Annotated in this window: 26 protein-coding genes; 12 read left to right on the forward strand and 14 right to left on the reverse strand. The window is 71.6% G+C overall.

All coding sequences use genetic code 11. The annotated features are described in order from the left end of the window. Positions 1–93 precede the first annotated feature (93 nt). The 3 genes from lnt to HNR40_RS33240 all read left to right on the forward strand — a co-directional run bounded on the left by lnt (position 94) and on the right by HNR40_RS33240 (position 3,221). A complete protein-coding gene (gene lnt, locus HNR40_RS33230) occupies positions 94–1,734 on the forward strand; it encodes an apolipoprotein N-acyltransferase (RefSeq protein WP_184968417.1) in 1,641 nt (546 codons plus the stop codon). A gap of 9 nt (positions 1,735–1,743) precedes the next feature. Beyond that, positions 1,744–2,484: a polyprenol monophosphomannose synthase gene (locus tag HNR40_RS33235; RefSeq protein WP_184968419.1), complete on the forward strand. Its 741-nt coding sequence runs from the start codon at positions 1,744–1,746 to the stop codon at positions 2,482–2,484. 242 nt (positions 2,485–2,726) lie between these two features. Beyond that, positions 2,727–3,221: an FxsA family protein gene (locus HNR40_RS33240; RefSeq protein ID WP_184968421.1), complete on the forward strand. Its 495-nt coding sequence runs from the start codon at positions 2,727–2,729 to the stop codon at positions 3,219–3,221. A 96-nt stretch (positions 3,222–3,317) separates the two neighbouring features. Here the strand turns inward: HNR40_RS33240 and HNR40_RS33245 are convergent, their stop codons facing one another. Both HNR40_RS33245 and HNR40_RS33250 read right to left on the reverse strand, forming a co-directional pair. Then, entirely contained in the window at positions 3,318–3,662 is a 345-nt protein-coding gene (locus tag HNR40_RS33245; protein WP_184968423.1) for an RNA polymerase-binding protein RbpA, read from the reverse strand. 141 nt (positions 3,663–3,803) lie between these two features. Then, positions 3,804–4,409 carry a hypothetical protein gene (locus tag HNR40_RS33250; RefSeq protein WP_184968425.1) on the reverse strand — a complete coding sequence of 202 codons (606 nt, stop codon included), beginning with the start codon at positions 4,407–4,409 and terminating at the stop codon, positions 3,804–3,806. Between the two features lie 147 nt (positions 4,410–4,556). On the opposite strand from HNR40_RS33250, the gene HNR40_RS33255 reads away from it, so the two are divergent. Continuing rightward, positions 4,557–6,005, forward strand: a complete 1,449-nt coding sequence (locus tag HNR40_RS33255) for an OmpA family protein (RefSeq protein WP_184968427.1) — start codon at positions 4,557–4,559, stop codon at positions 6,003–6,005. On the opposite strand, the gene HNR40_RS33260 is transcribed toward HNR40_RS33255, so the two are convergent. Further along, positions 6,002–9,076, reverse strand: coding sequence for an AfsR/SARP family transcriptional regulator (locus HNR40_RS33260; RefSeq protein WP_184968429.1), 3,075 nt, complete (start codon positions 9,074–9,076; stop codon positions 6,002–6,004). The genes HNR40_RS33255 and HNR40_RS33260 overlap by 4 nt on opposite strands. A gap of 105 nt (positions 9,077–9,181) precedes the next feature. Between HNR40_RS33260 and HNR40_RS33265 the strand changes: the two genes are divergently transcribed. Continuing rightward, positions 9,182–10,528: an FAD-binding oxidoreductase gene (locus HNR40_RS33265; protein ID WP_184968949.1), complete on the forward strand. Its 1,347-nt coding sequence runs from the start codon at positions 9,182–9,184 to the stop codon at positions 10,526–10,528. On the opposite strand, the gene HNR40_RS33270 is transcribed toward HNR40_RS33265, so the two are convergent. Next, on the reverse strand, positions 10,515–11,024 hold the full coding sequence (locus HNR40_RS33270) for a nuclear transport factor 2 family protein (protein WP_184968430.1): 510 nt from the start codon (positions 11,022–11,024) through the stop codon (positions 10,515–10,517). The two genes, HNR40_RS33265 and HNR40_RS33270, sit on opposite strands and share 14 nt — an antisense overlap. Before the next feature lie 33 nt (positions 11,025–11,057). Between HNR40_RS33270 and HNR40_RS33275 the strand changes: the two genes are divergently transcribed. Further along, on the forward strand, positions 11,058–11,537 hold the full coding sequence (locus tag HNR40_RS33275; protein ID WP_184968432.1) for a winged helix-turn-helix transcriptional regulator: 480 nt from the start codon (positions 11,058–11,060) through the stop codon (positions 11,535–11,537). On the opposite strand, the gene HNR40_RS33280 is transcribed toward HNR40_RS33275, so the two are convergent. The 8 genes from HNR40_RS33280 to HNR40_RS33315 form a co-directional block, all read right to left on the reverse strand. Further along, positions 11,534–12,901, reverse strand: coding sequence for an MFS transporter (locus HNR40_RS33280; RefSeq protein WP_184968434.1), 1,368 nt, complete (start codon positions 12,899–12,901; stop codon positions 11,534–11,536). The two genes, HNR40_RS33275 and HNR40_RS33280, sit on opposite strands and share 4 nt — an antisense overlap. 7 nt (positions 12,902–12,908) lie before the next feature. Further along, positions 12,909–13,709 (reverse strand): glycerophosphodiester phosphodiesterase family protein, encoded by an 801-nt coding sequence (locus tag HNR40_RS33285; RefSeq protein WP_184968437.1) that lies wholly within the window; start codon positions 13,707–13,709, stop codon positions 12,909–12,911. Between the two features lie 35 nt (positions 13,710–13,744). Next, the gene (locus HNR40_RS33290) at positions 13,745–14,284 is read right to left on the reverse strand and encodes a TrmH family RNA methyltransferase (protein WP_184968439.1); all 540 of its coding nucleotides are present in this window, start codon (positions 14,282–14,284) and stop codon (positions 13,745–13,747) included. Continuing rightward, positions 14,281–14,871, reverse strand: coding sequence for a class I SAM-dependent methyltransferase (locus HNR40_RS33295; protein WP_184968441.1), 591 nt, complete (start codon positions 14,869–14,871; stop codon positions 14,281–14,283). Before HNR40_RS33295 ends, HNR40_RS33290 begins: the two co-directional genes overlap by 4 nt. An 11-nt stretch (positions 14,872–14,882) precedes the next feature. Then, positions 14,883–15,830 carry a VWA domain-containing protein gene (locus tag HNR40_RS33300; protein ID WP_184968443.1) on the reverse strand — a complete coding sequence of 316 codons (948 nt, stop codon included), beginning with the start codon at positions 15,828–15,830 and terminating at the stop codon, positions 14,883–14,885. Further along, a complete protein-coding gene (locus HNR40_RS33305) occupies positions 15,827–16,789 on the reverse strand; it encodes a DUF58 domain-containing protein (protein ID WP_184968445.1) in 963 nt (320 codons plus the stop codon). Before HNR40_RS33305 ends, HNR40_RS33300 begins: the two co-directional genes overlap by 4 nt. Continuing rightward, on the reverse strand, positions 16,786–17,787 hold the full coding sequence (locus tag HNR40_RS33310) for an AAA family ATPase (RefSeq protein ID WP_184968447.1): 1,002 nt from the start codon (positions 17,785–17,787) through the stop codon (positions 16,786–16,788). The genes HNR40_RS33305 and HNR40_RS33310 overlap by 4 nt, the downstream gene beginning before the upstream one ends. A gap of 473 nt (positions 17,788–18,260) precedes the next feature. Further along, positions 18,261–18,536, reverse strand: coding sequence for a hypothetical protein (locus HNR40_RS33315; RefSeq protein WP_184968449.1), 276 nt, complete (start codon positions 18,534–18,536; stop codon positions 18,261–18,263). A 41-nt stretch (positions 18,537–18,577) separates the two neighbouring features. Between HNR40_RS33315 and HNR40_RS33320 the strand changes: the two genes are divergently transcribed. Further along, positions 18,578–18,895, forward strand: a complete 318-nt coding sequence (locus HNR40_RS33320; RefSeq protein ID WP_221341159.1) for a hypothetical protein — start codon at positions 18,578–18,580, stop codon at positions 18,893–18,895. A 392-nt stretch (positions 18,896–19,287) separates the two neighbouring features. Here HNR40_RS33320 and HNR40_RS33325 read toward each other — a convergent pair whose 3' ends face one another. Further along, positions 19,288–19,839, reverse strand: coding sequence for an AAA family ATPase (locus HNR40_RS33325; protein WP_184968451.1), 552 nt, complete (start codon positions 19,837–19,839; stop codon positions 19,288–19,290). A gap of 528 nt (positions 19,840–20,367) precedes the next feature. Here HNR40_RS33325 and HNR40_RS33330 point away from each other — a divergent pair. Genes HNR40_RS33330 through HNR40_RS33340 form a run of 3 tightly spaced genes read left to right on the forward strand, consistent with a single transcriptional unit; the run spans position 20,368 to position 21,557 of the window. Continuing rightward, a complete protein-coding gene (locus tag HNR40_RS33330) occupies positions 20,368–20,520 on the forward strand; it encodes a DUF1427 family protein (protein WP_157245379.1) in 153 nt (50 codons plus the stop codon). Further along, positions 20,517–20,747 (forward strand): DUF1427 family protein, encoded by a 231-nt coding sequence (locus HNR40_RS57905; protein WP_184968453.1) that lies wholly within the window; start codon positions 20,517–20,519, stop codon positions 20,745–20,747. Before HNR40_RS33330 ends, HNR40_RS57905 begins: the two co-directional genes overlap by 4 nt. Positions 20,748–20,753: 6 nt before the next feature. Further along, positions 20,754–21,557, forward strand: coding sequence for a DAPG hydrolase family protein (locus HNR40_RS33340; RefSeq protein ID WP_184968455.1), 804 nt, complete (start codon positions 20,754–20,756; stop codon positions 21,555–21,557). 159 nt (positions 21,558–21,716) lie between these two features. Here the strand turns inward: HNR40_RS33340 and HNR40_RS33345 are convergent, their stop codons facing one another. Beyond that, positions 21,717–22,043: a hypothetical protein gene (locus HNR40_RS33345; protein ID WP_184968457.1), complete on the reverse strand. Its 327-nt coding sequence runs from the start codon at positions 22,041–22,043 to the stop codon at positions 21,717–21,719. Between the two features lie 699 nt (positions 22,044–22,742). Between HNR40_RS33345 and HNR40_RS33350 the strand changes: the two genes are divergently transcribed. Next, positions 22,743–23,492: a hypothetical protein gene (locus HNR40_RS33350; protein WP_184968459.1), complete on the forward strand. Its 750-nt coding sequence runs from the start codon at positions 22,743–22,745 to the stop codon at positions 23,490–23,492. 45 nt (positions 23,493–23,537) lie between these two features. Next, positions 23,538–24,392, forward strand: coding sequence for a DUF2268 domain-containing putative Zn-dependent protease (locus HNR40_RS33355; protein WP_184968461.1), 855 nt, complete (start codon positions 23,538–23,540; stop codon positions 24,390–24,392). Positions 24,393–24,394 lie beyond the last annotated feature (2 nt).

Raw genomic sequence — 24,394 nt, forward strand, 5'->3', positions numbered from 1 at the left:
AGGTACGACACTCCTGGCCAGGCGCAGAGCCAATCGCCCCGGCCAGGCGGTACCGTTTGCGCGACGGCTTGAAGCGATCGCGAGGAGACCGGCGTGGTGCAGGAGAAAGCGGCGGCCCCACCGCCCTCGCCCCTCCCCGGCCCCGCCGCGCCCGCCACACCATCGGCGAAGTCGGCGAAGTGGATCAAGGAACCGCCCGCGCGCCTGCCGGCCCGGGTGGCCGCCGCCGTCGCCGGAGGGCTCGCGCTCTTCCTCGCCTTCCCGCCGCTCGACTGGTGGTGGAGCGCGCCGATCGGCCTCGCGCTCCTGGTCATCTCCGTGTACGGCTGCCGCCCCCGCCGCGCCGCCTGGCTCGGCTACCTGGCCGGCGTGGTCTTCCTGCTGCCGACCCTGTGGTGGGTCAGCCCGATCGGCGTCGACGCCTGGATCGCGCTGGTCGCCGTCGAGAGCCTCTTCTACGCCGCCTGGGCCTTCCTGACCCGGCTCACCCTGCGCCTGCCCTGGTGGCCGCTGTGGTCGGCGGCGCTGTGGGTGGGCATGGAGTGGTGCCGCTCGACCTTCCCGGTGGGCGGCTTCCCCTGGGCCAGGGTCGCCTTCAGCCAGGGCGAGTCGCCGTTCACCCCGTACGCCGCGCTCGGCGGCGTGCCGCTGGTGACCTTCGTCGTGGCGCTGTGCGGCTCGCTGATCGCCTACGCGGCCGTCCGGCACCTTCCGGCGCTACGCCGGGCCACCGGCGCCCCAGAGCCGCGTGACAGGCGTCTGGCGGTGGCGCCACTGGCGCTCGCGCTGGCCGTACCCGTGGCGGCGCTCGCGATCCCGCGGCCGGGAGACGAGGGCAGGTCCGTCAACATCGGCATCGTCCAGGGCAACGTGCCCGGCAAGGGCATGTACGCCTTCGGCGAGGAACCCGCCATCGTCCTGCAGAACCACGCCAACGAGACCAAGCGCCTGGCCCAGGCCGCGCGCGACGGCAAGGTGCTCAAGCCGGACATCGTCATCCTCCCCGAGAACTCCACCGACATCGACCCCTACCGCAGCGACTTCGCCCGCTCGGTCATCGACGCGTCGGTCAAGGACGTCGGGGTGCCCACGCTGGTCGGCGCGGTCGTCTCGATCGGCGACTCGGAGCGCGCCACCCGCAGCCTTGTCTGGGACCCGGTCAAGGGCCCCGGCGCCTATTACGACAAGCAGCAGCTCGTCCCGTTCGGCGAATACACGCCGTTCAAGGAGGTCTTCCTGACGCTGTTCGAACGGGCCAGGCTCGTCGGGCGGCAGTCGGTGGCGGGGACCAGGCCGGGCGACCTCCGGATGGGGCCGGTCACCATCGGCGCCGTCAACTGCTACGAGGTGGCCTTCGACGCGACCGTCCGGGAGACCGTCAGGGCTGGTGGGACGCCGCTGGCCGTACAGACGAACAACGCCACCTACGCACTGTCCAATCTTCCCCCGCAACAACTTGCCATGTCCAAGCTGCGCGCGGTGGAGCACAATCGAGCCGTGGTGACCGCCGCGACCACAGGGATCTCCGCCTTCGTCACACCGGACGGTAAGGTCTCCTGGCAGACCCGCGAGGGGGTCGCCGACATGAACGTGGTCAAGGTGCCCGTAAGGACCCGGGCCACGCTCGCCACCACGGTGGGCGCGGCGCCCGAATGGGCATTGATGGTGATGGGTGTGGGGGCCGTAGGCGTCGCCGCGTGGCGCGGCAGGCGCCGAGACGATCGGATGAGGTAACGACTGACCATGGAGACGCTTGGCCGGGTGCTCATCGTCGTACCCACGTACAACGAGCGTGACAACCTGCCGCTGATCGCCGAACGGATCCGGGCCTCCGTGCCCGACGCGCACCTCATGATCGTCGACGACAACAGCCCCGACGGCACCGGCGACCTCGCCGACGAACTGGCCGCCAAGGACGACCACGTCCACGTCCTGCACCGGCCTGGCAAGCAGGGGCTCGGCGCCGCCTACATCGCCGCGTTCCGCTGGGGCATGAGCGAGGGCTACGACGTGCTCGTCGAGATGGACGCCGACGGGTCCCACCAGCCGGAAGAGCTGCCCAAGCTGCTGGAGGCGCTGGCCGAGGGCGCGGACCTGGCGATCGGCTCGCGATGGGTGCCCGGCGGCAAGGTCGTCAACTGGCCGGCGCACCGCGAGTTCCTGTCCCGGGGCGCCAACGTCTACGTCCGCCTCATCCTGGGCCTGCCGATCCGCGACGCGACGGCGGGCTTCCGCGCCTACCGTGCCGCCACGCTGGAGAAGATCGGCGTGTCGGGCGTGGAGTCGCAGGGCTACTGCTTCCAGGTCGACCTCACCCTGCGCACCGTCCGTAGCGGGCTGCGTGCCCGTGAGGTGCCGATCACGTTCGTGGAGCGGGTCAACGGGGTCAGCAAGATGAGCGGCAAGGTCATCACCGAGGCGCTGTGGCGGGTGAGCCTCTGGGGCATCACCGGGCTCCCCTCCCGCCTGCGCCGCCGCCGCTGACCCCACACCCACTCGAAACATCCCGGGGCGCGCCCGCCCAGACCGTCCCGGGTCGCGGAACGTCCCGGCTCGCGCGGAATGTCTTGGCCGTGCGGAATGTCCCAGGGCGCGGAACGTCCCGGCTAGTGCCGAGCCTCCTGGGGTGTGCGACGGCCGGGGTGTGTGCTTGTGTGGAACGTCCGGGGCGGCCCGGACGTTGTACCGACCGTAAACGGCGTCCGCCTGCCCGAATGAGGAAATCGATGGTCCGGCTCCTGCTTTTCCTGGCCTTCCTGGTCGTGCCCGTGCTGGAGATCTGGGTGCTCATCCAGGTCGGCTCCGTGATCGGCGGCTGGACGACGGTGGCGCTGCTGATCGCCGACAGCCTGTTCGGCGCGTGGATCGTGCGCCGCGAGGGCCGCCGGGCCTGGCGCAGCATCAACGAGTCGCTGCAGTCGGGGCGTATGCCGGACAAGGAACTGGCCGACGGCGCGCTCATGCTCATAGGCGGGGCCCTGCTGCTGACGCCGGGGTTCCTGACCGGCATCGTGGGGTTCCTGTGCGTGCTGCCGTTCACACGGCCGATGATGCGCCGCCTGGGGTCGTGGTTCTTCGCCCGCCGGGTCAAGGCGATGGCGGCGGCTTCGCCGTACGCGAACCTGGGTGTGCCCTTCCCGCGCGTGGACCAGGACCCCGCGGGGGAGGGCGGCAAGGTCGTGCACGGCGAGGTCATCAGGGAGGAGCGCGACGGCGGCTGAGCGGCCGGTCGCGGACACACCGAAGCTCCCGAACCGTCAGGGCAAGCCAAAGCCCCCGAACCCGTCAGGGTCCGGGGGCTTCACCGTGAGAATGTGTCAGGCGCTCTTGCGACGCTGGGCGCGTAGTACGGCCAGCCTCTCGTTGAGCACCTCTTCCAGGTCCTCGATGGACCTCCGCTCCAGGAGCATGTCCCAGTGCGTCCTCGGTGGCTTCGCCTTCTTCGACTCCGGCTGCTCGCCGTCCACGCGCACCGCGGTCACGCCGCACATGCGGCACTCCCAGGTGGCGGGGATCTCGGCTTCAGCGGCAAGCGGAACCTCGAAGCGATGGCCCTTCGGACAGGTGTAGGACACCTCCTGGCGCGGGGCCAGATCCGTGTTACGGTCGTTCTCGTAGCTGGTTGCCCCGAGCCGGGTGCCACGAAGTGCGCGCTCGCCCATGTCTAAATGCCTCCTACAGGGCCCCCACTAAGATGGGGGGTCTGTCTCCCACGGTGTCTAACGCTTGGTACCGTGATGGGATTCCCACCCGGAGCGTGATCCAACCGCTCAGGCCGCCAGGAGTGGGAGGAAGTTCTTGTTTCACGCGGTTCGCGAGCGCCACATTTCCACGGCCAGCCACACCGCGCCGAGCGCGACGAGCACCCCGTGGGCGATGCGCAGGGCGTAGACCGGCGCGAAGAACTGCGGGATGAACAGGGCGAACCCGGTGGCCAGCGGCACCGCGCTCCACTTGCTCAGCACGCCCGTGCGCCACACGGCCACCGCGGCCATGACCGCGCCGATACCGAGCAGCAGCAGGCCGCCGGCGAACATCGTGACCGCCACCGTCCCGTAACGGAACTCCTCCGCCAGTTCCATCAGCGCGGGCGCGCCGTCGCGCAGGGAGCGCTGGGCGATGACGTTGAGCCCGAAGTCCTCCGCGCCGTAGTAGGGCAGGGTCAGCCCGGCGCCGATCCAGGTGACGACCGCGGCGCGCAGCGAGAGCCGGTCGCCGAGAAGCTGGTGGAGCCCGAGTACGGCGAGGCCCAGCAGGATGAACCCGAGCATGGCCGCGAGGTGCCCGACGACCCAGTTCGTCGAGGCCATGGCGGCCGCGTCGTCGCCCGAGGGGCGCAGAACCGGATAGAGCAGGAACATCAGGCCGGTGGCCGCGAAGGCGGCGGAGGTGAGGCGAGGGGCGGGCATCGGGGTCTCCTTGAAGTTCAGTGCTCTGTTGTGAGAGCAATGCTCTCGAAAGAGAGCGCCTGTGTCAAGAGCACTGCTCTCGGGGAGGTGTTTCGCGTGAGACGCCGGTGAGACGTCCGTGGAACGCGCCCCCGGCACGCTGGCGGCATGACCCCTCACACCCGGCGCCTGGCCTGCGGCGTGGCCCTCGTCATCACCCTGTCAGCCTGCGGCGCGCTCCCGCGATCCACCTCCGGCCAGGACGAACCCTCCGCCCTTGCGGGGGGCACGCAGGAGCCCCCGTCCGCGGAGGAGCCCCGGCCCGCGCAGGACGAGGCGCGGCCGACCGCGAACAAGCCCCAGCCGGGCCGGCCCGATCCCGGCATCGTCGCCCCCGCCGTCTCCACCGCGCTGCCCGTCGAGGCCAGGAACCTGCGCCTGGCCAGGTCGGGGGAGAGGGAGCTGGCGCTGCGGTTCGACCTGTTCAACGGCACGGACAAGGAACTGTCGCTCGGCACGCTCGGCCTGGACGCCCGCGAACGGCTGGTGGCGCTCGTCGACCCGGTCACGGGCGCCGCCTACGGCCTGGCGGGAAACTCCGGCGAAGGGCGCATCAGCGAGGACGTGGACGTGGAGCCCGGTGGGAGCACGCCGGTGACGGCCGTGTTCACCGCGCCGCCGCAGGAGACCGCCGAACTGCTCGTGGCGCTCAACGGCATGCGTCCCGTGATGGTGCCGATCGGCGCCGCCGGTCCCGAGGACGGCGAGGTGCCGCCGGGCCAGGGCGACGCGCAGGTGGGCGCGCTGGTCTGCAAGGTCGGCAAGGGCAGCAAGGAGGCGTTCACGCTGCCCAGCGACGTGCTGTTCGAGTTCGGCAGCGCCAAGCTGTCACCCGCGGCCAGATCGGCGATCACCGGTCTCGGCGAGCGGGTCGGCGCCTCCTCCGGCACCGTCACCGTCGACGGCCACACCGACGGCGTGGGCGGCGACGCCGACAACCAGACGCTGTCCGAGCGCCGGGCACAGGCGGTCCGCCAGGCGCTCGGCCCCTCGCTCGGCGACTCCTTCGACTACCGGGCCAAGGGCCACGGCGAGAGCGACCCCGTCGCCCCGAACGCCAAGCCGGACGGCAGCGACGACCCCCGCGGACGGGCCAAGAACCGGCGCGTCGAGGTCGAGGTGGACGGCGAGCGCGAGCCCGCCGCGCCGGTCTCCGGCGGCGAACTGTCCGACGCCGGCCTGCGGGCCGAGGTCGACAGCGTGCGCCGGCTGTCGGGCTACCTGCTGGCCTCGGTGAAGGTGACCAACCCCGGCTCCGATCCGGCACCGCTGTCGTACGAGAACCACTTCACGCCCAAGGAGCTCACCACGGGACAGCTGTCGGTCAGCGGCCCCGGCAGCCGGCACGAGCTGTGCGGGTTCGCCGAGCCCACCTACTTCGACTTCGTCGGCACGCTCAGCTCCGGCTTCATGCCGGGCAAGCTCGACGTGCTGCCCGCCGGCGCGGAGGTGACGCTGTGGGGGCTGGTGCCCGCGCCCCCCGAGAACGTCGCGTCGGTGAAGATCCAGCTCGGCGGGTACGGCGAGCCGCTCGACGCCCAGATCACCGACGGTTAGAGGCCCAGTTCGCGGCGGACCTCGGCCAGCCGGGCGGTGTACCTCGGCCAGCCGAACCCCGAGGCGGCGTACGCGGAGGCCGTCGCCTCGGCCAGGTCCCCGGCGCCGGCCCGGTCGCCGGAGGCGAGCGTCAGCGCCGCCGAGACCGCCCTGGCGGCCAGCCACGGCGTGCTGCCCTCCGGCGCGTCGGCGTAGACCGCCCGCAGCAGCGAACCGGCCTCGTCCAGGTCGCCGCGCAGGATCAGCATGTCGGCCAGGTCGATGTGCGCCATGCTCGCCCCGGTGCCGTCCTCGACCGCGTAGGCCAGCGCCGCGCGCAGGTGCGTCTGCGCCGCGCCCATGTCGCCGTCGGCGAGCAGGGCGTTGCCCCTGACCAGCTCGTTCAGCGGCAGGATCTGCCGGTCGTCCAGCCGCGCCGCGTAGTGGCCGGACTCGTCGGCGCAGGCCACCGCCTCGCGGGTGCGGCCCATGGCCAGCAGCGCCTGTGCCTGGTTGCTCAGGCCCCTGGCCAGGCCGTGCTCGTCGCCGCTCGCCCGGTCGAGGGCGTTGGCGGTGACGTAGCGGTCGAGCGCCGCCTCGGCCTCGCCCGTGTACAGGTACAGGGTGCCCAGCGCGTCGGCGAACGCGGACCTGCGCTGCGCGTTGGATAGCCGCTCCGCCAGCTCCTGGCCCTCCAGCAGCGGGGCGAGGGCGTCCTTCAGCCGCCCGCGCTCGATCTCCACGATGCCGCGGTAGTAGCGGACGTTCATGGTCAGCGTGTCGTCGTCGGCCAGCTCCGCGGCCCTGGCCAGCAGGGCGGCGGCCTCGTCGAACTGGCCGACCATGGTCGTGACGAAGCCGTGGTCGCACAGGGCGGCAGCGCGTTCGGCCCGGGTGCTGCCGGGGGCGTCGGACAGGGCCGCGAAGTGGCGTCTGGCCTCGGCGTACCAGCCTCTGATCAGCCACGGGGTGTGCAGTTCCAGCGCGAGCCGCAGGCCGTCGGCGGCGCGTTCGGTGTCCGGGGCGCCGTCCAGCGCGGCCAGCAGGTTCGGCCACTCGGCGAACACCGCGCCGACCGCCTCGGCGGCGGCGAAGTCGTCCGGGTCGCCGGCCTGCCTGACGAACTCCAGGCACCAGCCCAGGTGCGCGGCGCGGGCCGATTCGGTCTCGCCGGCGGCGGCCAGCCGTACCGTGGCATAGTCCTTGACGGTCTCCAGCAGCCCGAACCTGCGCTCGCCACCGCCGGTCTCCACCGTCACCAGGCTGCGGTCGGCGAGCTCGGCCAGCGCGGGGGCGACGTCGCCGACCGGCATGCGCGCGGCGGCGACGTGCTCGGCGGCCTCCAGCGTGAAGCCGCCGCTGAAGACCGACACCTGGCGCAGGACCGCGCGCTCGCGCTCCTCCAGCAGGTCGTGGCTCCAGTCGAGGGCGGCGCGCAGGCTCGTGTGCCGTCCGCCGGCGCCGCGCGCGCCACCGACCAGCAGCCGCAGCCGGTCCTCCACACGCGTGGCCAGCTGGGCGGCGGTCAGCGCCCGGGTGAGTCCCGCCGCGAGCTCGATGCCCAGCGGCAGCCGGTCCACCGCGGCGCAGATCGCGGCCACGGCTGCCGGGTCGGCGCCGCTCTGGTCGGGCGCGCACCGCTGCAGGAACAACCGCGCCGCCGCCGCGGGCGCGAGCGGCCCGACCCTGTGCAACTCCTCGCCGGGCGCCAGCAGCGGCCGCTGTGAGGTGACAAGCACAGTCAGCCCTGTTGTACGGCCCAGCAGCGCCATCACCAGCTCCGCCACCGCCTCGACCAGGTGCTCGGCGTTGTCCAGCACCAGCAGCGAACCGTCGAGCCGCGCGGCCGCCTCGCCCGGGTCACCGGGATCGGCCCCGACGGCCGCCCAGACCGCGTCCTCCCTCTGCAACGGAGCAAGCTCCACCACAGTGACCGCCCGCTGCCCTGCCACCGCGACCGGGTGCCCTGTCACCGCGACCGGGCGCTGTCCCGCCACCGTGGCGGGCCACTGCCCGGCCACCGATCTTGCCGCCTCGATCGCCAGCCGGGACTTCCCGCTGCCCGGTCCGCCGGTGAGCGTCACCAGCCCCGGCCGCGCCAACCGGCCCACCAGGGCGGCCAGGTCGCCGTCACGGCCCACGAAACTGGTCCCGGGCCCAGGCAGCCGCACCGCCCCATCTCCCGACACCCCGCCTTCGCCCGGCAAGCCACCTCCACCCGGCGACTCACCTGCTCCCGGCAGCCCGCCTGCCCCCGGCGGCCCGCCTGCTTCACGCGCCGGGCCGGGCGGCTGGTGGAGCAGGGAGGGGTCCTGGCGGAGCATGAGCAACTCCAGGCGCGCCGTCTCCGGGGCCGGGTCCACGCCGAGGTCCTCGGCGAGCGTGCGGCGCAGCCTGGCCAGCCGGTCCAGGGCCTCGGCCTGCCGTCCGGTCTGGTAGAGGGCGGTGGCCAGCAGCCCGTGCACCCGCTCGTGCAGGGGATGGTCGGCGGCCAGCCGTTCCAGCTCGGGCCGGGCCTCGGCGGCGGCGCCCAGGGCCAGGTCGGCCTGCAGCCGCTCCACAAGCAGGTCGAAGCGCCACGCGTCCAGCCGCTCGCCCTCGGCCGCCGCGAAGGGAACGGCCCGCAGATCCTCCAGCGACGAGCCCCGCCACAGCCCGAGCGCCTCGGCCGCCGCAGTCCTGGCCGAGCGGTGGTCACCGGCGCGCGCGGCGGCGTGCAGGCTCTCGGCCGCCTCACGGGCGGCGCGCAGGTCGGCGGGGCCCGCGTCGAGGGAGTAGCCACCTGCCGCCCTGACCAGCCGCGCTCCGTCCGACCGCGCCCCAGCCAGGGACGGGGATGGGGATGGCGTGGTGGTGAGGGCGGTGCGCAGGCGGGAGGCCAGGACGCGCAGCCGTTCAGTGGGGCGGGTGAGTTCGGCCTCGCCCCACAGGTCGGCGGCGAGCCGTTCGTCCGGCACGGGGCGCCCGCCGGCCAGCGCGAGCCGGGCCAGGAGCGCGCGTTCGAGCGGGCGCTCCAGACGGACCAGGGCCTGCCCGGCACGGATCACGACCGGTCCGAGCACGAGGACGTCCAGTCCGGAGGGCGATGACATGGGCTGGATTATCCCAGGCTCGCCGGTGAGACGCCGGTGAAACGGAGGTGGAAGGTCGCCCGTCCAGGCTGGGCGGCATCGGTTTCACGGCCTGAGGAGACAACGATGCGGCTCGCCGTACGAGGAGAAGCGCTCACCCCCGACGACCCGGGCTACGAGGACGCCAGGAGGCTCTACAACGGCATGATCGACCGGCGGCCCGCGCTGATCGTGCGGGCCGGCGGCACGGAGGACGTGGTCGTGGCGCTGGCCCACGCCCGCGCCCGGGGCATCGAGGTGAGCGTGCGCGGCGGCGGGCACGGCGTGGCGGGGCTCGCGCTCGGCGGCGACCTGGTGATCGACCTGTCCGCGCTGCGCGGGGTCACCGTCGACGCCCGCGAGCGCACCGCGGTGGTCGGCGGCGGCGCGACCTGGCGCGACGTCGACCAGGCCGCGCAGGCCCACGGCCTGGCCGTCCCCGGCGGCCGGGTGAGCCACACCGGCGTGGCCGGGCTCACGCTGGGCGGCGGCCACGGCTGGCTGTCGGGACGGCACGGCCTGACCTCCGACAACCTGATCGGCGTGGAGATGGTCACCGCCGACGGCCGCGTGGTCTCCGTCACCGAGCGGGACGAGCCGGAGCTCATGTGGGCGCTGCGCGGCGGCGGCGGCAACTTCGGCGTCGTCACCTCCTTCACCTTCCGCCTGCATCCGGTGGAGCCGCTGATGCTCGGCGGGCTGATCGGCTACCGGGTGGCCGACGCGCCGGCCGTCCTGGACGCGCTGGCCGGGCTGGAGGAGTTCCCCGACTTCAACCCGGCGGCGATCTTCATGACCGCGCCGCCGGAGCCGTTCGTGCCCGGCCACGTGGTCGGCCGGCCGATCCTCGCGGTGGCGCCGGTGTGGCTGGGCGACCCGGACGCCGGAAAGGAGCTGATCAGGCCCCTGTACGCGGCGGCCGAGCCCCTGTTCGACGCCGTCCAGCCGATGCCCTACGTGGCGCTGCAGTCGATGATCGACGGCAGCGCCCAGCCGGGCTGGCGCAACCGGTGGAGCGCCGAGCTCGTCCGCGCCCTGCCGCCGGGCCTCGTCTCCGACCTGCAGGACGCCGCGATGACCGCCCCGAGCCCGCTGACGCAGCTGGTCGTCGCGGCGATGCCGGAGGCGGTCAGGAACGGCCCCGACTCGGCGTACCCGGGCCGGGAGGGCGGCCGTTATCTCATCCACCCCATGGCGGTCTGGACGGACCCGGCCGACGACGAGGCCAACCGGGCCTGGGCGGCCAAGGTGACCGCCGCGATCCGGGGCCACGAGGTGACCGGCACGTACCTGAACCTGGAGGCGCCGGACGACGACCGGGTGCGCTGGGCGATGGGCGAGGAGCGTTACGGCAGGCTGCGGCGGGTGAAGTCGGCCTGGGACCCGGACGACGTCTTCCGCCACTGCGCGCACGTACGCGTCATTTCGGAGTGACGAGGGGCACCAGCGTGCGGTCGCCGAAGTCGGTCATGAACGCGAGCGGCTTGACCGAGGCGCCGACCAGCGCCGCCAGGGCGGGCTTGCCGGCGGCGCGGGCCATGCCGGGACCGAGCGCCGCCATCATGGCGGTGAGCGCGGGCAGGGGCCTGATCCACATGGTGACGTCCTCGATGAGGCCGTCCTCGCCGATCCTGACCAGGGCGGCCTCCTCCAGTTCGTGCTTGCCGAGGCGGGCGGTGGCGGCGAGCATGCGGGTGCGCTCGTCGCCGACGTCGGTGTGGTAGCGCAGCTCGCGCAGCGCGCCGAGCGCCACCGTGAACAGCTGGCGTACCTGGGCGTGCCCGGAGAAGCCCGCGCGGGCGCTCAGCGGGGAGTGGAAGGCGACCGTGGGGGAGAGCGTGGCCATCAGGGCGTCGACGTCCTTGGCCTCGCCCGCCTCGCGGTAGCGCCGGCTGACCTCGTTGAGTGAGTCCTGAAAGTGAACTGTCATGGGTTCACTTTAGCAACTGACTATGCTGGGGTCATGAACAGGTTCGGTGACATGCATTGCTCCATCGCCCAGGCCGTCGGCGTGGTGGCGGAGCCGTGGACGCCGCTGATCCTGCGCGACCTGTTCCTCGGCCTGCGCAGGTTCGACCAGCTGAGCGAGGACCTCGGGATCTCGCGCAACCTGCTCACCCAGCGCCTGGAGCGCCTGCAGGCCGCGGGCGTGGTGGAGAAGGTCGCCTATCAGGAACGGCCGGCCCGCCACGAGTACCACCTGACCGAGGCGGGCCGCGACATCGTGCCCGCGCTCATCACGCTGATGGCGTGGGGCGACCGGTGGGCGACGCCGCCCGGCGGGCCGCCCGCGTTGCTGATCCACTCCTGCGGGCGGCAGTTCACGCCCGAGGTGACGTGCCCGCACTGCGGCGGCGCCGCCGGCGCGGACACGATCACGATGGTCGGCGGCCCCGGCGCCGCGCAGGGGCCGGGGACGATGGTGCTGGCCAAGCCGGACTAGAGCTTGTCCGGGACCTCGTTGCCGGCGGCGCGGATGGCCTTGGGCAGGTTGACGGCGGCCAGGATGGCGCCGCCCAGGATGAAGAAGACGACCAGCGAGATGATGCCCAGCCGGTAGCTGCCCGACATCTGGATGGCCATGCCGAGCGTGGCCGAGCCGAGGAAGGTCGAGCCCTTGTCGCTGATCTCGTAGAGGCTGTAGTACTCCGCCTCCTTGCCCTTCGGGATCACGTGGGAGAACAGCGAGCGCGACAGCGCCTGGGTGCCGCCCATCACGATGGCGATCGCGAAGCCGAGCGCGTAGAAGGCGGCGGCCGAGCCGGCGGGCAGGAAGTAGGCGATCGCGACGACGACCGTCCAGGCGACCAGCGCCATCAGCACGACCTTCTTCGCGCCGATCCGCGAGGCCACGAAGCTCAGCAACAGCGCGCCGAAGAACGCCACAAACTGCACCATCAGGATGGCGCCGATCTGCACGGTCGTGTCGAGGCCCAGTTCCTTCTCGGCGAAGGTCGCGGAGAAGGAGATGACGGTCTGGACGCCGTCGTTGTAGAGCAGGTAGCCGACGAGGAAGGCCAGCGTCAGCGGGTAGGCCTTCAGCCCGATCGCGGTCCGGCCGAGCTGGCGGAACGAGCCGCCGATCGCCTGGCCCGCCGTCTCACGACGTGGCGCGGCGCCGCGCCGGTTGCGCAGCCGTAGCAGCGGGATGATCGTGAAGCCGCCCCACCACAGGCCCGCCGAGGCGAGCGCGATGCGCACCGCGGTGCCCTTGTCGATGCCGAGCAGGTCCTCGCCGAACAGGAACAGCCCCAGGTGTACGGCCAGCAGCAGCCCGCCGCCGAGGTAGCCGAAGCCCCAGCCCATGCCCGAGACCTTGTCCCGCTCGTCGGGCGTGGCGATGTCGGGCAGGAACGAGTTGTAGATGACGAACGCGCACGCGAAGCCCACGTTCGCGATCAGGAACAGCAGGCCGCCGAGGATGTAGCGGCCGTCGCCGACGAACCAGAAGCAGACCGTGGCCAGCGCGCCCAGGATCGCGAAGAAGCCCATCAGCTGCTTCTTGCGCCCGGTGTGGTCGGCCAGCGCGCCCGCCACCGGCATGAAGATGATCTGCAGGATCGCCGCGACGCCGACGACGAAGGAGAAGTACGCGCCCGGCCGTACGTCGAAGCCGAGCACGTCCACGTACGGCGCGCCGTTCGCGGCCGCCTCGGCGATCGTGATCAGGTACGGCCCGAGGAAGACGGTCAGGACCGTCGTCGGGAAGGCGGAGTTGGCCCAGTCGTAGAAGTACCAGCCCCACTGCTCGCGCTTGCGCGCTGCGGGGGAGTCGTCGAAGACCGCGGGGGGTGAGGGGACGGTCATGCTTCTCCTATGCGGCCAGAGAGCCGGGATGCCAGAGGCCGCGCCGGTCGAGGACGTCGCGCAGGCCGGAGATGTTGTCGGTCATGATGCCGTCGACGCCCAGGTCGAGCAGGCGTTCCATGCGGAGCGGGTCGTTGATGGTCCACACGTGCACCTGCATGCCGACGGCGTGCGCGGTGTGCACCAGGGCCCTGGTCGTCACGGGCAGGCCGCGGAAGCCCACCGGGACCTGCGCGCAGGGGACCCCGGAGCGGGCCAGGCGGGTGAGCAGCCGGCCGTAGCCGGAGGTGCTGGCGGCCGTGCGCAGGGCGGCCACGCCGCGCGGCCCGAGGGAGGAGCAGACCTCGCGGCCCATCGCCGCCCTGGCCCGTTCGAGGCGTTCGTCGGAGAAGGAGGTCAGGCAGACGCGGTCGTGGGCGGCGGTGCGCCTGACCACCTCGGCCAGCGGGGCGATCGCGCCGGACTCCTTGACGTCGATGTTGAAGCGGGCCTCGGGGAAGCTGCCGAGCAGGTCCTCCATCAGGGGGATCTCGTCCGTGCCGCCGATGCGGGCCCGGCGTACCGCGCTGTAGGGCAGGTCGGCGATACGGCCGCGCCGGTCGGTCACCCGGTCGAGCGTGTGGTCGTGGAAGGCCAGCAGCACGCCGTCGGAGGTGGCGTGGGCGTCGGTCTCCAGGTACGTGTAGCCGAGGGCGACGGCCCGCTCGAAGGCGGCAGCGGTGTTCTCCTGTCCTTCGAGCGCCCCGCCCCGGTGGGCGAAGGCCAGGGGGCCCGGATGGTCGAGGAACGGGAAGCGACGGCTGAGCACGGGTCGAGTATGCCTTCCGTGGGTGAACGTTTGGGTTACGAATCAGGCAGGGCTGCCCACTCCTGGCGGCGGGTCTCGGCCAGCGCCATGGCCGCGGCCACCGCGACGTTGAACGAGCCGACCCGGCCGACCTGCGGGATGTAACAGGCGCCGTCGGCGGCGTCGAGCAGCGCGGGCGAGCAGCCGTGGTCCTCGCTGCCCACGACCAGGCAGACGTCGCGGCCGAGGTCGGCGCGGAAGATCGGCTGTGCGTCGGAGGTGAGCTCGATCGCGAGTACGGCGTAGCCGTCCTCGCGGGCCGCCTTGACCGCGTCCACGGCGGGCATGGGCTCGTGCCAGGTGACGAGGCGCTCGGTGCCGAGCGCGGTCTTGCCCGCCTTCGGGTTGGTGGGCGGGGTCGCGTTGCCGGCCAGCCAGATCGTGTCGACGCCGAACGCGGCGGCGCTGCGGAAGATCGAGCCGACGTTGAACGGGCCGGTCACCGATTCGAGGATCAGGGCGATCCGGTGCTCGGTTCCGCGCCGCCAGGTGCGGTTGAGCCGCTTCACGTCCGTGGGGCGAAGCTGCCTTCTCATCGTGTCACCTTCAAGATTCGGTACGCGGCTCTGGACGCCTCACGGGAGGCCTGCCAGCCCTGCTCGCCGAGCCAGCGCTGCAGGGAGTCGGAGCCGAGGTGTTTCTGGACGACCAGGTAGGCGACGCCGTCGGGGGTCAGCCGCGACAGCCACCTGGTGAGCATGGCGTGGAGTGCCGGTTTGCCGATCCGGATCGCCGGATTAGACCAGATAGCCCGAAATTTCACGTCATCTGGTGCGTCGTCGATATGAATCGGTCTTACTTTGTAAAGGCCAGCGGCTTGGGCGTTGCGCTCCGTGAGCTCCAGCGAGCGCCGGTTCACGTCGACCGCCCAGACGGTCGAACCGGGCGCCCGCGTGGCCATCGTCAGCGCGATCGGCCCGTAACCGCAGCCCAGGTCGAGCAGGTCGCCCTCCTGCGGCGGCGGTGGCACGCTCTCCAGCAGGATCTTCGTGCCCAGATCGACCCGCTCGGGGGAGAACACGCCGCTGTCGGTCTCCAGCCGCAGGTGCAGATCGGGCAGCACGAGGCTGACCGAGCCCGGCTTGTGGCTCGTGTCAGGCCGCTCGGAGAAATAGTGGGCCACGTGCAGAAACGTTACGGGATCCGGGCACCGAACCAGACCGAGGCACCGGCCACCAGCGCGCCCAGCAGCACCGCGGCCACGATGAACCACTGGCTGATCTCCTGGTTGACGAGCTTGAAGCCGAGCGAGGTGCCGATCTGCTCGTAGACCTCGCGCAGTTCGGTGCCCGACTCGGCGGCGTAGGCGCGGCCGCTGGTGCCCTCGGACAACGACTGGAGCGTCTGCTTGTTGACCGGTACGTTCACCTCCCGGCCGTCGATCGAGACCGTGCCTTCCTGCGTGCCGTACGCGATGGTGGAGACGGGCACCCGCCCGGACGTCGCGGCCTCGATCGCCTCGGGCACCGAGCGGCCGGAGGTGTTGTCGCCGTCGGACAGCAGCACGATCGCCGACGGCGGCGGGTCGGTGGCGGCCTGCTGGTCGAAGGAGCGGATCGAGTCGAGCGCGTTGAAGACGGCCTCGCCGATCGCGGTGCCGGGCCGGGTGGTCAGGTTGCCGATGGCGGTCACCACGGCCTGGTGGTCGGTGGTGGGGGAGATGACCACGTTGGCCGAGCGGGCGAAGGCGACCACGCCCACGTTGAAGCGCTCGGGCAGGTCGCGGGCGAAGGCCTGGGCGGCGGCCTTGGCGGCGCTGATGCGGTTGGGCTGGACGTCGTCGGCCTCCATCGACAGCGACACGTCCAGCGCGATGATGATCGTGGCCCGGTCGCGCGGCACCCGCACCTGGTCGGCCGGCCGGGCGGCGCCGATGACCAGCAGCGACATCATCACCAGGAACAGCGCGGGCGCCACGTGCCGGCGCCAGCCGGGGCCCTCGGGGACGACGAGGTTGAGCAGGGCGAGGTTGGTGAAGCGCACCGTGTAGCGCCGGCGCAGGAACATGGCCGCCACGTAGCCGCCGATCAGCGCCACGATCAGCGCGAACAGCCACAGCCAGGCCGGGGACAGGAACGTCACGCGCCCCTCCGGTGGGCCAGGTGCGCCATCCTGCGGCGGCGGAGCACGAACTGGGCCACGTCGAACACCCAGTCGCGGTCGGTACGCAGCACCAGGTGGGCGACGCCGGCCCGGCGCAGGGCGACCCGCGTGCCCTCGCGTTGCAGCGCCGCGGCCTCGGCGTAGGCCTGCCGTACCTTGGGTGAAAGGTGCACGTCGCGTACCTTCCCGCTCTCCGGATCAGCGAACGCGATTTGCCCGACATCGGGTAGTTCGAGCTCGCGGGGGTCGATCACCTCGACCGCGAGCACCTCGTGCCGGGCCGCCAGCCGCCGCAACGGGCGTTCCCACGGGCGCTCGACGTCGGGGTCGAGGGACGGCTCGGCGTCGAGGAAGTCGGAGACCACCAGCCGCATGCCGCGCCGCCTGCGCGTGGCCGCCAGCACGTCGATGCCCTCGGCCAGGTCCGGCGCGTCCTGCTGCGGACGGCCGCGCGGCGCGTCCATCAGCGCGTGCAGCAGCCCGTACAGGGCCGGTCGGCCGGTGCGCGCCGGCAGCCGGTGAATGAACTCCTCGTGCAGCACCAGCGCCCCGAACCGGTCGCCCATCCGGCTGGACAGGAAGCCGATCGCGCCGATCGCCGCTACCACCAGATCGCGCTTGTCGGTGTCGGCGGTGCCGAAGTCCATGCTGGCCGACAGGTCCGCCAGCGCCCACGTCTCCAGCTCGCGGTCGGCGATCAGGTCCCGCACGTGCGGGACCGTCGTGCGCGCCGTCACCGCCCAGTCCATGCGCCGCACGTCGTCCTCGCCCGGCACGTAGACGCGGCTGTCGCCCGCCTCGCTGCCGGGTCCCGGCAGCAGTCCCTGGTGCGCGCCGTGCAGCAGCCCGTCCAGCCGCCGGGTGACGGTCAGCTCCAGCCGCCGCAGCGCGTGCTCGGCGCCGCGCTTCTTCGGGGGTACGGCTCCCGCCTCCGTCATCGGTTCTGGTTCCAGACCACCAGAGGCGGCGGCACGGCGTGCAGGATCTGCCTGACCACCTGTTCCGGATCGACCCCGTCGGCCAGCGCGTCGAACGTCAGCATCAGCCGGTGCGCCATCACGTCCACGGCCACGTCGCGTACGTCGTCGGGCAGCAGGTAGTCGCGCCCCCGCAGCAGCGCCAGCGCCCTTCCGGCCGACACGAGTCCCAGCGTGGCCCGCGGGCTCACGCCGATCTCGATCATCTCGGCCAGGTCGGGCAGGCCGTACTCGGCGGGCGAGCGCGTCGTCATCACCAGGCGCACCACGTAGTCGGCGACGAGCTGGTGCACCGAAACCTGCTCGGCCTGATCCTGCAGCGCCATCAGCGTGTCCGGGTCGAGGATCCGCTCGGGCACCGGCGGCGTCACGCTCATCCGGTGCAGGATCTCCAGCTCCTCGTGCGCGCTCGGGTGCGGCACCCGCACGCGGAACAGGAAGCGGTCGCGCTGGACCTCGGGCAGCGGGTAGACGCCCTCGGACTCGATCGGGTTCTGCGTGGCCAGCACGATGAACGGCTTCGGCAGCGGGTTCGTGACGCCGGCCAGCGTGACCTGCCGCTCGGCCATGACCTCCAGCAGCGCCGACTGCACCTTGGCCGGGGCGCGGTTGATCTCGTCGGCCAGCAGGAAGTTGACGAACACCGGGCCGAGCTCGACGTCGAACTTCTCACTCGACGGGTGGAAGACGCGGGTGCCCACGATGTCGCTGGGCACCAGGTCGGGAGTGAACTGGATACGGGCGAACGTGCCCCCCACCACCGTCGCCAGCGTGGCGGCGGCCAGGGTCTTGGCGACGCCCGGCACGCCTTCGAGCAGGCAGTGGCCGCGCGCGAGCAGGGCCACGACCAGGCGCTCCACCATGTGCTCCTGGCCCACGATGACACGCCGGACCTCGTCCAGCGTCTTGCGCAGCACGGCCGGGTCGGTTCCGCTGGGCAGCTCTTCAGCGACGGTCATGGGTGCCATTTCACCAAACGCGCCGCGAACTCGCACGCAGGCACCCGTGGCCGCGCCGGTCCACCCGGCGGCCGGGCGGCCCGCCACACCAGATCATCAGACCCGGGCCGTTACCGGGAGGGCGCCGCGATGCCGACCGGAGCCGAGGTGGTGCCGACGGGAAAGACGCCCTGATGGCCGCCGCCCGCACCGCGTGGGAGTCGCGCGGGCCGGTGGCGGCCGACGCTCGACCGCCGCGGTGGGTGCCGCCCACCTGGAGGCTGAGCAGCCAGGCCGACGCACTGCGCCGCGCGCTGGCCGTCTACGCCCCGGCACTCGAAGGAAGCCGATCGGCCCGACCGGCTGCTCACCCGCGAACAGCCCCGATCGTCGGCACCACCCGCCAGCCTCGACCGCGACGCCGAGCTCGAGCCCGCCCAACGGTACGACCGACCGACCGCGACCGAGCACGAGACCGAACGTGAGCAGCCGAGCTAGCGCGGGCACGCCTGGGTCTGGTCAACCCGGTGGCGGTTCAGGAACTGCAGGCGCTCGGCGAGCGCCTCACCGGCTTCGCCGAGGAACTGGGCGCGCAGGCCTTGCCGGACTGGAACAGCCCCGAGCGCCCGCCAGCCGCCCGGCCCGTGTCCTTCGCAGACCCGCTCCTCTGCGGCCCCGCTGTCCCCGGGATGTCCCGCGCGGGCGAGCGTCCAGGCGTTGACCCGTTTCAGAGGTCGGTTCAGCGGCAAGGGCCGCTGAACCGCACCCATGAAACGCGATCGCAGGACGTACGCCGCAGGACAGTCAAGCTGTGGAACATGGCTCGGTACTCTCCGATGCGGCGCAGGCCCTGACGACCGTCGCGGCGACGACTGTCCCCTGGCCGTTCAAGCCGGCGACCATCGACCTGCGCGCGACCGAGGGCCGCTCCTGGCGCCTGACCCTCAACGCCGATGGCGTCCGCTGCGACGACCTCTCCGCCGACGCGGAGCCGGGCGACCTGGCGATGCGAGGCTCAGCGAGCGAACTGGTCCTCTATTTGTACGATCGCGTCCCGCTAGACGGACTGGAGAGCACCGGCGACACCGAGCCGATGGAGCAGCTCGCAGGCTGGGACCCGAACGCGTAAACCGCGCGCTTGTGACTCATCTATCGGTGATGCGCGCCCGGAGTCCTCCAGCACATCCCGATACGGCTGCGGCAGCAACACAAGATCCGGATCATCCGACCGGTGCGGCACCGTCTGCCGGCGCCGCCGTCCGACACCTCGATCGTCATTACGGCCCAGCCGCCCGCGGGCCCGGCGAGATGGCCCTCTGCGTCCGGCAGGGGTGCGGGAAGACCTTCGCGTATGGTGGCCGATCACGGCCGCCACGAGGCCGAAGGAGGCGCCGTCCTCATTGAGGTCGTGCTCGGCGTCCTGCTGACCAAATCGGCGCCGGCAACCGTCGCGATCTTGTGGCCGGGAGGACGCGGTCACCAGTACGCCAGTCCGGCGGCCAGTGCGCCCTGGGCTTGGAGTCAGCTCACCAGGGCGTGATGCGGAGCTTCCCTGATGATGCGGTCGGCGGTCTCCTCGGGAGTAAGGGCTGCGGTGTCGAACCACCAGCCGGCGTCGCCGAGCTCCCGCTTCATGTCGGCATCGAGATCCTCATAACCGTCGAAGTCGAACCGCTCCCGTGGATCACGGATGGTGTTGCGGTACCGGCACACCTCGATGCCCGGTGCGAGAACGACGAACAAGACCCGCCGAGCTGGAAGGAGAGATGCGAAGAAGTCCAGCTGCTCGCGGCTGGGGATCACCCAGTCGATCACGGGCGTGAAGCCGGCGTCGGAAAAGTTGTTCGCGAGCGTGCACAGGTTACGGTTGCACAGCTCGACTTGCCGCGCCGCCTCGTCGGCGGGCTCGCCAAGTGCCCCGACACGACCGCTGACGATCAGCCTGCTGATGAAATCGCCGTCGAGCCGGGCGGCGCGCTGCAAGCGCTCAGCGACGCGCCTGGTCACCGTCGACTTCCCGGCCCCTGGCATTCCCGTCACGATCAGGCAGTCTGTCGCCTCAATAGTGATCATGTCGGAATCGTGTCAGCGTGCCTGGTGATCGGCAATCGCCTTTCAGGTCTCCCGTCCTCGGGGGAACGCCCAACGGCCGCTCTGAAAGCGATCTCCTTGGCGCCGCTCGCCTTACCGTATGAGCTACACACCAGTTGGCGAGAGACCCGACGCCCGCACCTCGGGCAGTCGAAGCGTTGGACAGCGGCGGCCAGGTCGGTGAGCTCGCTGATGTCGCAGAACGTATCGCGGGCCGGGTTCTGAGAACTTGGTTTTGCGAGAGGTTCCGAGAGTGACGATCAACGGCGAATCGGACACGTTCTCGACCCTGGTCGCGCCTCGCAGAACTACGTTTCTGCGAGACGCATCGCGCGACGTACACCAGCCCGTGCGCGGAAGCTGGCTCCGGGAGCAGAGTTTTGTCCTCTTGCCCCAGATCTGGGCTGGTCATGGCTTAGCGCGTGACCGCGGTCGGAAAGGACATCCGCAGAGACGGGGCTTTCGGGGGAGCGGCTCGGAAATGAGGCGCTTGATGTGCGGAGGTGAGCGATGCTGCCCTACCTCCAGTCGCTGGTCGCCGGGGTGATCGTGGGAGGCGTGTACGGACTGATCAAGGTCCCTTCGCCGGCTCCGCCGACGGTGGCCTTGGTGGGGCTGGCGGGGATGCTGATCGGCTATGGGCTACCGGGGTTGTTCGGATGACCCGCACGGTATTGGCCTATGTCATCTCCCTCGGCGCCGGGATCCTCGCGGGACTCTTGTATTGGCTCATGGGGGTGGCGACCCCGGCTCCGCCCTGGCAGGCGCTGTGCGGATTGCTCGGGATTCTCTTCGGCGAGGCCTGCGTCAGGCGATTGCGTGAACGGCTCCAGCGTCGCCGGGGCCGGGGCACGCCCGCGCCATCGGATCGAACCACCGGAAAGGACTGAAACGGCATGATGCCCATCACCTACTACCCGATTCCCACCCAGGACCTGTTCCGGTCCAACGCTGAGCGAATCAAGGGCAAGCCCTACGCCAAGTACTTCAACGGGGACCTGTGGCTGCACGACGAGGTGCTCCCTCAGCTGAAGAAGCCGATGGACGAAGCCGACATCCTGCCTAAGTCCGATCTCAACGCGCTTCTCGACCCCGGATACCACCGGGTCGAGACGGGCTTCGGCGCCACCAAGGACAACGACGCGTACGTGACCAGCCTGGTCCGCTACCCCGGCTGCAGGATCGAGATGTTCACCTGGTGGTTCTGGTGGCATTCGGTCGAACCCGAGCGCTACTCCTTGTGGTATCCCTTCAACCACGACCACGCCAACCCCCGGAACCGGGATGTGCTCACCCAACCCGGACTCACCGACGCCGAACGCTACATCGGCAATACCCACGACATCGTCGAGTACGTCGGCCCGACCCGCGCCGAACTGGTCATCGAGTTCCACGACGCCGGTGACCTCGGGATCGACAGCAGCCGCATCAAGGAGCCCGAGTACTCCCAAGCCTGCGGCATCATCAACGACAAGAGCTGGATGATCCATCTCCCCCGTGCCACCGAGGACGGGTTCGAACTGCGCAGCCGCTACTACTTCGACAAATCAATAGCCACCGCGAACTCGTCAGGAGACAGCGCGCACAACGCGGCCCTGTCCTTCGCCTACGAGATGGTCATCCACGACCAGACCGAGTTCACCCACCTGTCGACCTTCCTCGCCGACATCTACCACGAATTCGGCCCGAATTCCGCCTGATACGGCAGCCGCCACTCCCCTGGCTGAGCGGGGGTGACTCACCCGGCTGTGGGGTGTCAGTCCTGCACGCGGGGAGCGCGCAGCACGCCGCAGGCACTGCATGACCGGCGTCGGTCTGTTCACCCAGTACATGAGCGCCGAGCGGATCGCGGCCATCGCCTATGAGGGCGCCGAGGCGTCCGACGATCCGCTCAGGCCCGCTTCCGGCGCCGCCAGCCAGGCCGAGTACGGCCGCTGACGCCGGCACGCCCCATGGCTTGCCCGCAGATGATCCTCGCCCACCGCGACGGCCTCGCCCCGCCCCAGAAACATCCGCCAGCGCAACCGCCACCACAACGCCAGCCCGCGCAGCCGATGCGGGTCCTGCAGCCGCGCCGCCGTCACCGGCATGACCGACGCCCAGGCCGAAGCCCACATCGCCACCGCGTTCGCCACCGGGCGCACCCGCTCGGCGACGATCTGGACGCTGGACCTGAGCATGCTCACCGACGCCGGCATCACCCTGGCCCCGCCTCCAGGCCACCGTCAGCGACCAGGCCTGGCAGACCAGCAGCTCGCGCAGATCCGCCCTTCGCCATCGCCCGTACCCGGCAGGCTGCCCGCGGCCACACCGAGGTGGGCTCCCGCCCCCCCCACAACCCCGCCAACGCCTCACCCGTGGCTCTCGGCCCGAAATGGCTGGGCTGGCTCCACCGTTGGCTGCAAGACCCGCGAGAGGGCAGCTGAGCCATCGTGCGCAAGGTAGGCATCAGCTGAGGCGTTCCTGAGGGAGCGGAGGCCGATGAGTAAGGTACGGATCAAACCGCGTCGCCCTCACCCCCTCCGGTGAGGGAGGTTCGTCAGCAGTGGAAGCCGATCAAGCCGTTACCGAAGAATCGCGTGTCGAGGCAGTAGTACGTACCGGCGTAGTAGCCCGACGTGATCGTGACAGGACCATCGCCCGACCCCTGCCCGGTACATCCTCCCGCGTAGATGTTGTGGCCCCAGCTTGTCGCGGATTCCGGGCCATTTCGAGACAGGGTTACGTGCCTGCCCACGCCTGACGGAGCGAGAGACAGGCGCGCCCGGCGGGTGACAACACCACGGCGACCAGCAGCAGGGCGTCCAAGGCGCCAACGTCGGCGGGAGCGCCGACAAGTCACCCGTTCCAATCTGATCTACAGTCGGCTGTGATTTCATGGGTGGGTGGCCAGTCCGCTGCAGCACGGTGATCCGCCCTCCCTGGGCCCTTTCACGGTGCAGGCGCGCCTGCATGTCCTGCCCGCCGGGTTCGTCTATCTCGGTCAGGCCCAGGACGGGCGGGCGGTGTCGCTGGCCGTGCTGACCAAGGGCGCGGCGCTGGACGCGGCGGCCCGCGACCGGTTCGTCACCGCCGTGCGCGAGTCGGCGCCCGCCGGGGTGCGGGGGTGGCTGGGCCGGGCCACGGGCCGGGCGGCGGTGCTCGACGGTTCGCCTCAGGTGCTGGCCATGGACGCGGGGGTGGCGCCCTGGGTGGTGGTGCCGTACCTGCCGGGGCGGCCGGGCGCCGAGCGGTTCCTGGAGCCGGTGATGGTCGGCGGGACGCTGATCGGGCAGGCGCACGGGCCGGACTTCGTGCCGTACTGGCTGGGGGACCGGGCTCCGGCGCTGCCGGGGCGGCCGGGTGCCGCCAGGCCGTTGACCGAGACCGCGCGGCGGGTGCTGCTGGCGCTGGCCGTACTGCTGACGCTGCTGCTTGTCGGGGTGGTGATCGCGCTGGTCCTGCTGCTGGGCAGGCAGGAGAGCGAGCCGTTGCCGCGCCCGCTGCCGCCGACGGTGCAGGTGCCGACGCCGCCGCCGACGCCGCTCACGCCGGAGCCGCAGCAGCCGACGCCGTCACCGTCGCCGAGCCAGAGCGGCAGCGGCACCCCGGGGCCGACGCCCGGCGACGACTCCGGCGAGGGCGACCCCATCTGAAACCGGTTTGACCCTCCCGTAACGGGAGGGTTTAGCGTCGCGGGCATGGAGTTCATCGTTCACGACAACCTGGACGCGATGGCGGCGATCCTGCGCGCCCCGCTGTCCGAGCGGCCGGAGATGCTGCGCGAGCTGCTCGCCCCGGTCCGCGAGATCATCCCGTTCCCCGGCGACATCGTCGACATCCACCACGAGGGCGGCGGCTTCCGTACCGACGCCGAGGACCCGCGCTACCTGCCTGCCGTCGAGCGGCTGGTCGCGATCGACCTCAAGGGCCGCATCGAGAAGGAGCTGGAACGCGCGAGCGCGGGCCTGGCCCACCTCAAGCAGCCCGAGCGGGTACGCGTCATGTTCGTCCTCGGCAACCCCGACAACGAACACCTGATGACCACCGCCCGCGGCTACTACGGCATGGGCGGCGCGCCCGGCTGGCTCTACCTGCTGGCCTGGCCCACGGACGAGAACGTGGAGCGCATCGCCCACTGCGCCGTCCACGAGCTGCACCACCAGATCCGCTACCAGAACGTCGTCTGGGACCCGGCGACCGTCACGGTCGGTGAGCACATCGTGGCCGAGGGGCTGGCCGAGGCGTTCGTGCGCGAGCTGTCCGGGCCGGAGGCGATGGGGCCGTGGTCGTCGATGGTGAGCGGCGAGCCGCTGGAGGAGGCCTATCGCACGATCATGGCCGACATCGATCTGCAGGGGATGCGGCACACGCCCGCGTACGTGCTGGGCGACAGCGCCACGCGCAAGTTCGGCGGGGAGCCGCGCGGCATCCCCGACATGGCCGGATACGCGGTCGGGCTGCGCCTGGTCGACGCCCACCTGGCCGCCACCGGCATGAGCGCCGCCGACAGCTCGGGCCTGCCCGCCGCCGAGATCCTGCGCCACAGCAGGTGACG

It is taken from the genome of Nonomuraea endophytica, assembly GCF_014203235.1.
In the GTDB taxonomy this organism is placed as follows: domain Bacteria; phylum Actinomycetota; class Actinomycetes; order Streptosporangiales; family Streptosporangiaceae; genus Nonomuraea; species Nonomuraea endophytica.

Coding starts and splice junctions, on each gene's coding strand:
- HNR40_RS33330 (WP_157245379.1), top strand. CDS start 20,368: ATGCTGCCCTACCTCCAGTCGCTGGTCGCCGGGGTGATCGTGGGAGGC.
- HNR40_RS33265 (WP_184968949.1), top strand. CDS start 9,182: ATGCGGCTCGCCGTACGAGGAGAAGCGCTCACCCCCGACGACCCGGGC.
- HNR40_RS33240 (WP_184968421.1), top strand. CDS start 2,727: ATGGTCCGGCTCCTGCTTTTCCTGGCCTTCCTGGTCGTGCCCGTGCTG.
- HNR40_RS33310 (WP_184968447.1), bottom strand. CDS start 17,787: ATGACCGTCGCTGAAGAGCTGCCCAGCGGAACCGACCCGGCCGTGCTG.
- HNR40_RS33315 (WP_184968449.1), bottom strand. CDS start 18,536: ATGGGTGCGGTTCAGCGGCCCTTGCCGCTGAACCGACCTCTGAAACGG.
- HNR40_RS33280 (WP_184968434.1), bottom strand. CDS start 12,901: ATGACCGTCCCCTCACCCCCCGCGGTCTTCGACGACTCCCCCGCAGCG.
- HNR40_RS33270 (WP_184968430.1), bottom strand. CDS start 11,024: ATGACAGTTCACTTTCAGGACTCACTCAACGAGGTCAGCCGGCGCTAC.
- HNR40_RS33255 (WP_184968427.1), top strand. CDS start 4,557: ATGACCCCTCACACCCGGCGCCTGGCCTGCGGCGTGGCCCTCGTCATC.
- HNR40_RS33260 (WP_184968429.1), bottom strand. CDS start 9,076: ATGTCATCGCCCTCCGGACTGGACGTCCTCGTGCTCGGACCGGTCGTG.
- HNR40_RS33275 (WP_184968432.1), top strand. CDS start 11,058: ATGAACAGGTTCGGTGACATGCATTGCTCCATCGCCCAGGCCGTCGGC.
- HNR40_RS33325 (WP_184968451.1), bottom strand. CDS start 19,839: ATGATCACTATTGAGGCGACAGACTGCCTGATCGTGACGGGAATGCCA.
- HNR40_RS33305 (WP_184968445.1), bottom strand. CDS start 16,789: ATGACGGAGGCGGGAGCCGTACCCCCGAAGAAGCGCGGCGCCGAGCAC.
- HNR40_RS33250 (WP_184968425.1), bottom strand. CDS start 4,409: ATGCCCGCCCCTCGCCTCACCTCCGCCGCCTTCGCGGCCACCGGCCTG.
- HNR40_RS33235 (WP_184968419.1), top strand. CDS start 1,744: ATGGAGACGCTTGGCCGGGTGCTCATCGTCGTACCCACGTACAACGAG.
- HNR40_RS33290 (WP_184968439.1), bottom strand. CDS start 14,284: ATGAGAAGGCAGCTTCGCCCCACGGACGTGAAGCGGCTCAACCGCACC.
- HNR40_RS33340 (WP_184968455.1), top strand. CDS start 20,754: ATGATGCCCATCACCTACTACCCGATTCCCACCCAGGACCTGTTCCGG.
- HNR40_RS33245 (WP_184968423.1), bottom strand. CDS start 3,662: ATGGGCGAGCGCGCACTTCGTGGCACCCGGCTCGGGGCAACCAGCTAC.
- HNR40_RS33355 (WP_184968461.1), top strand. CDS start 23,538: ATGGAGTTCATCGTTCACGACAACCTGGACGCGATGGCGGCGATCCTG.
- HNR40_RS57905 (WP_184968453.1), top strand. CDS start 20,517: ATGACCCGCACGGTATTGGCCTATGTCATCTCCCTCGGCGCCGGGATC.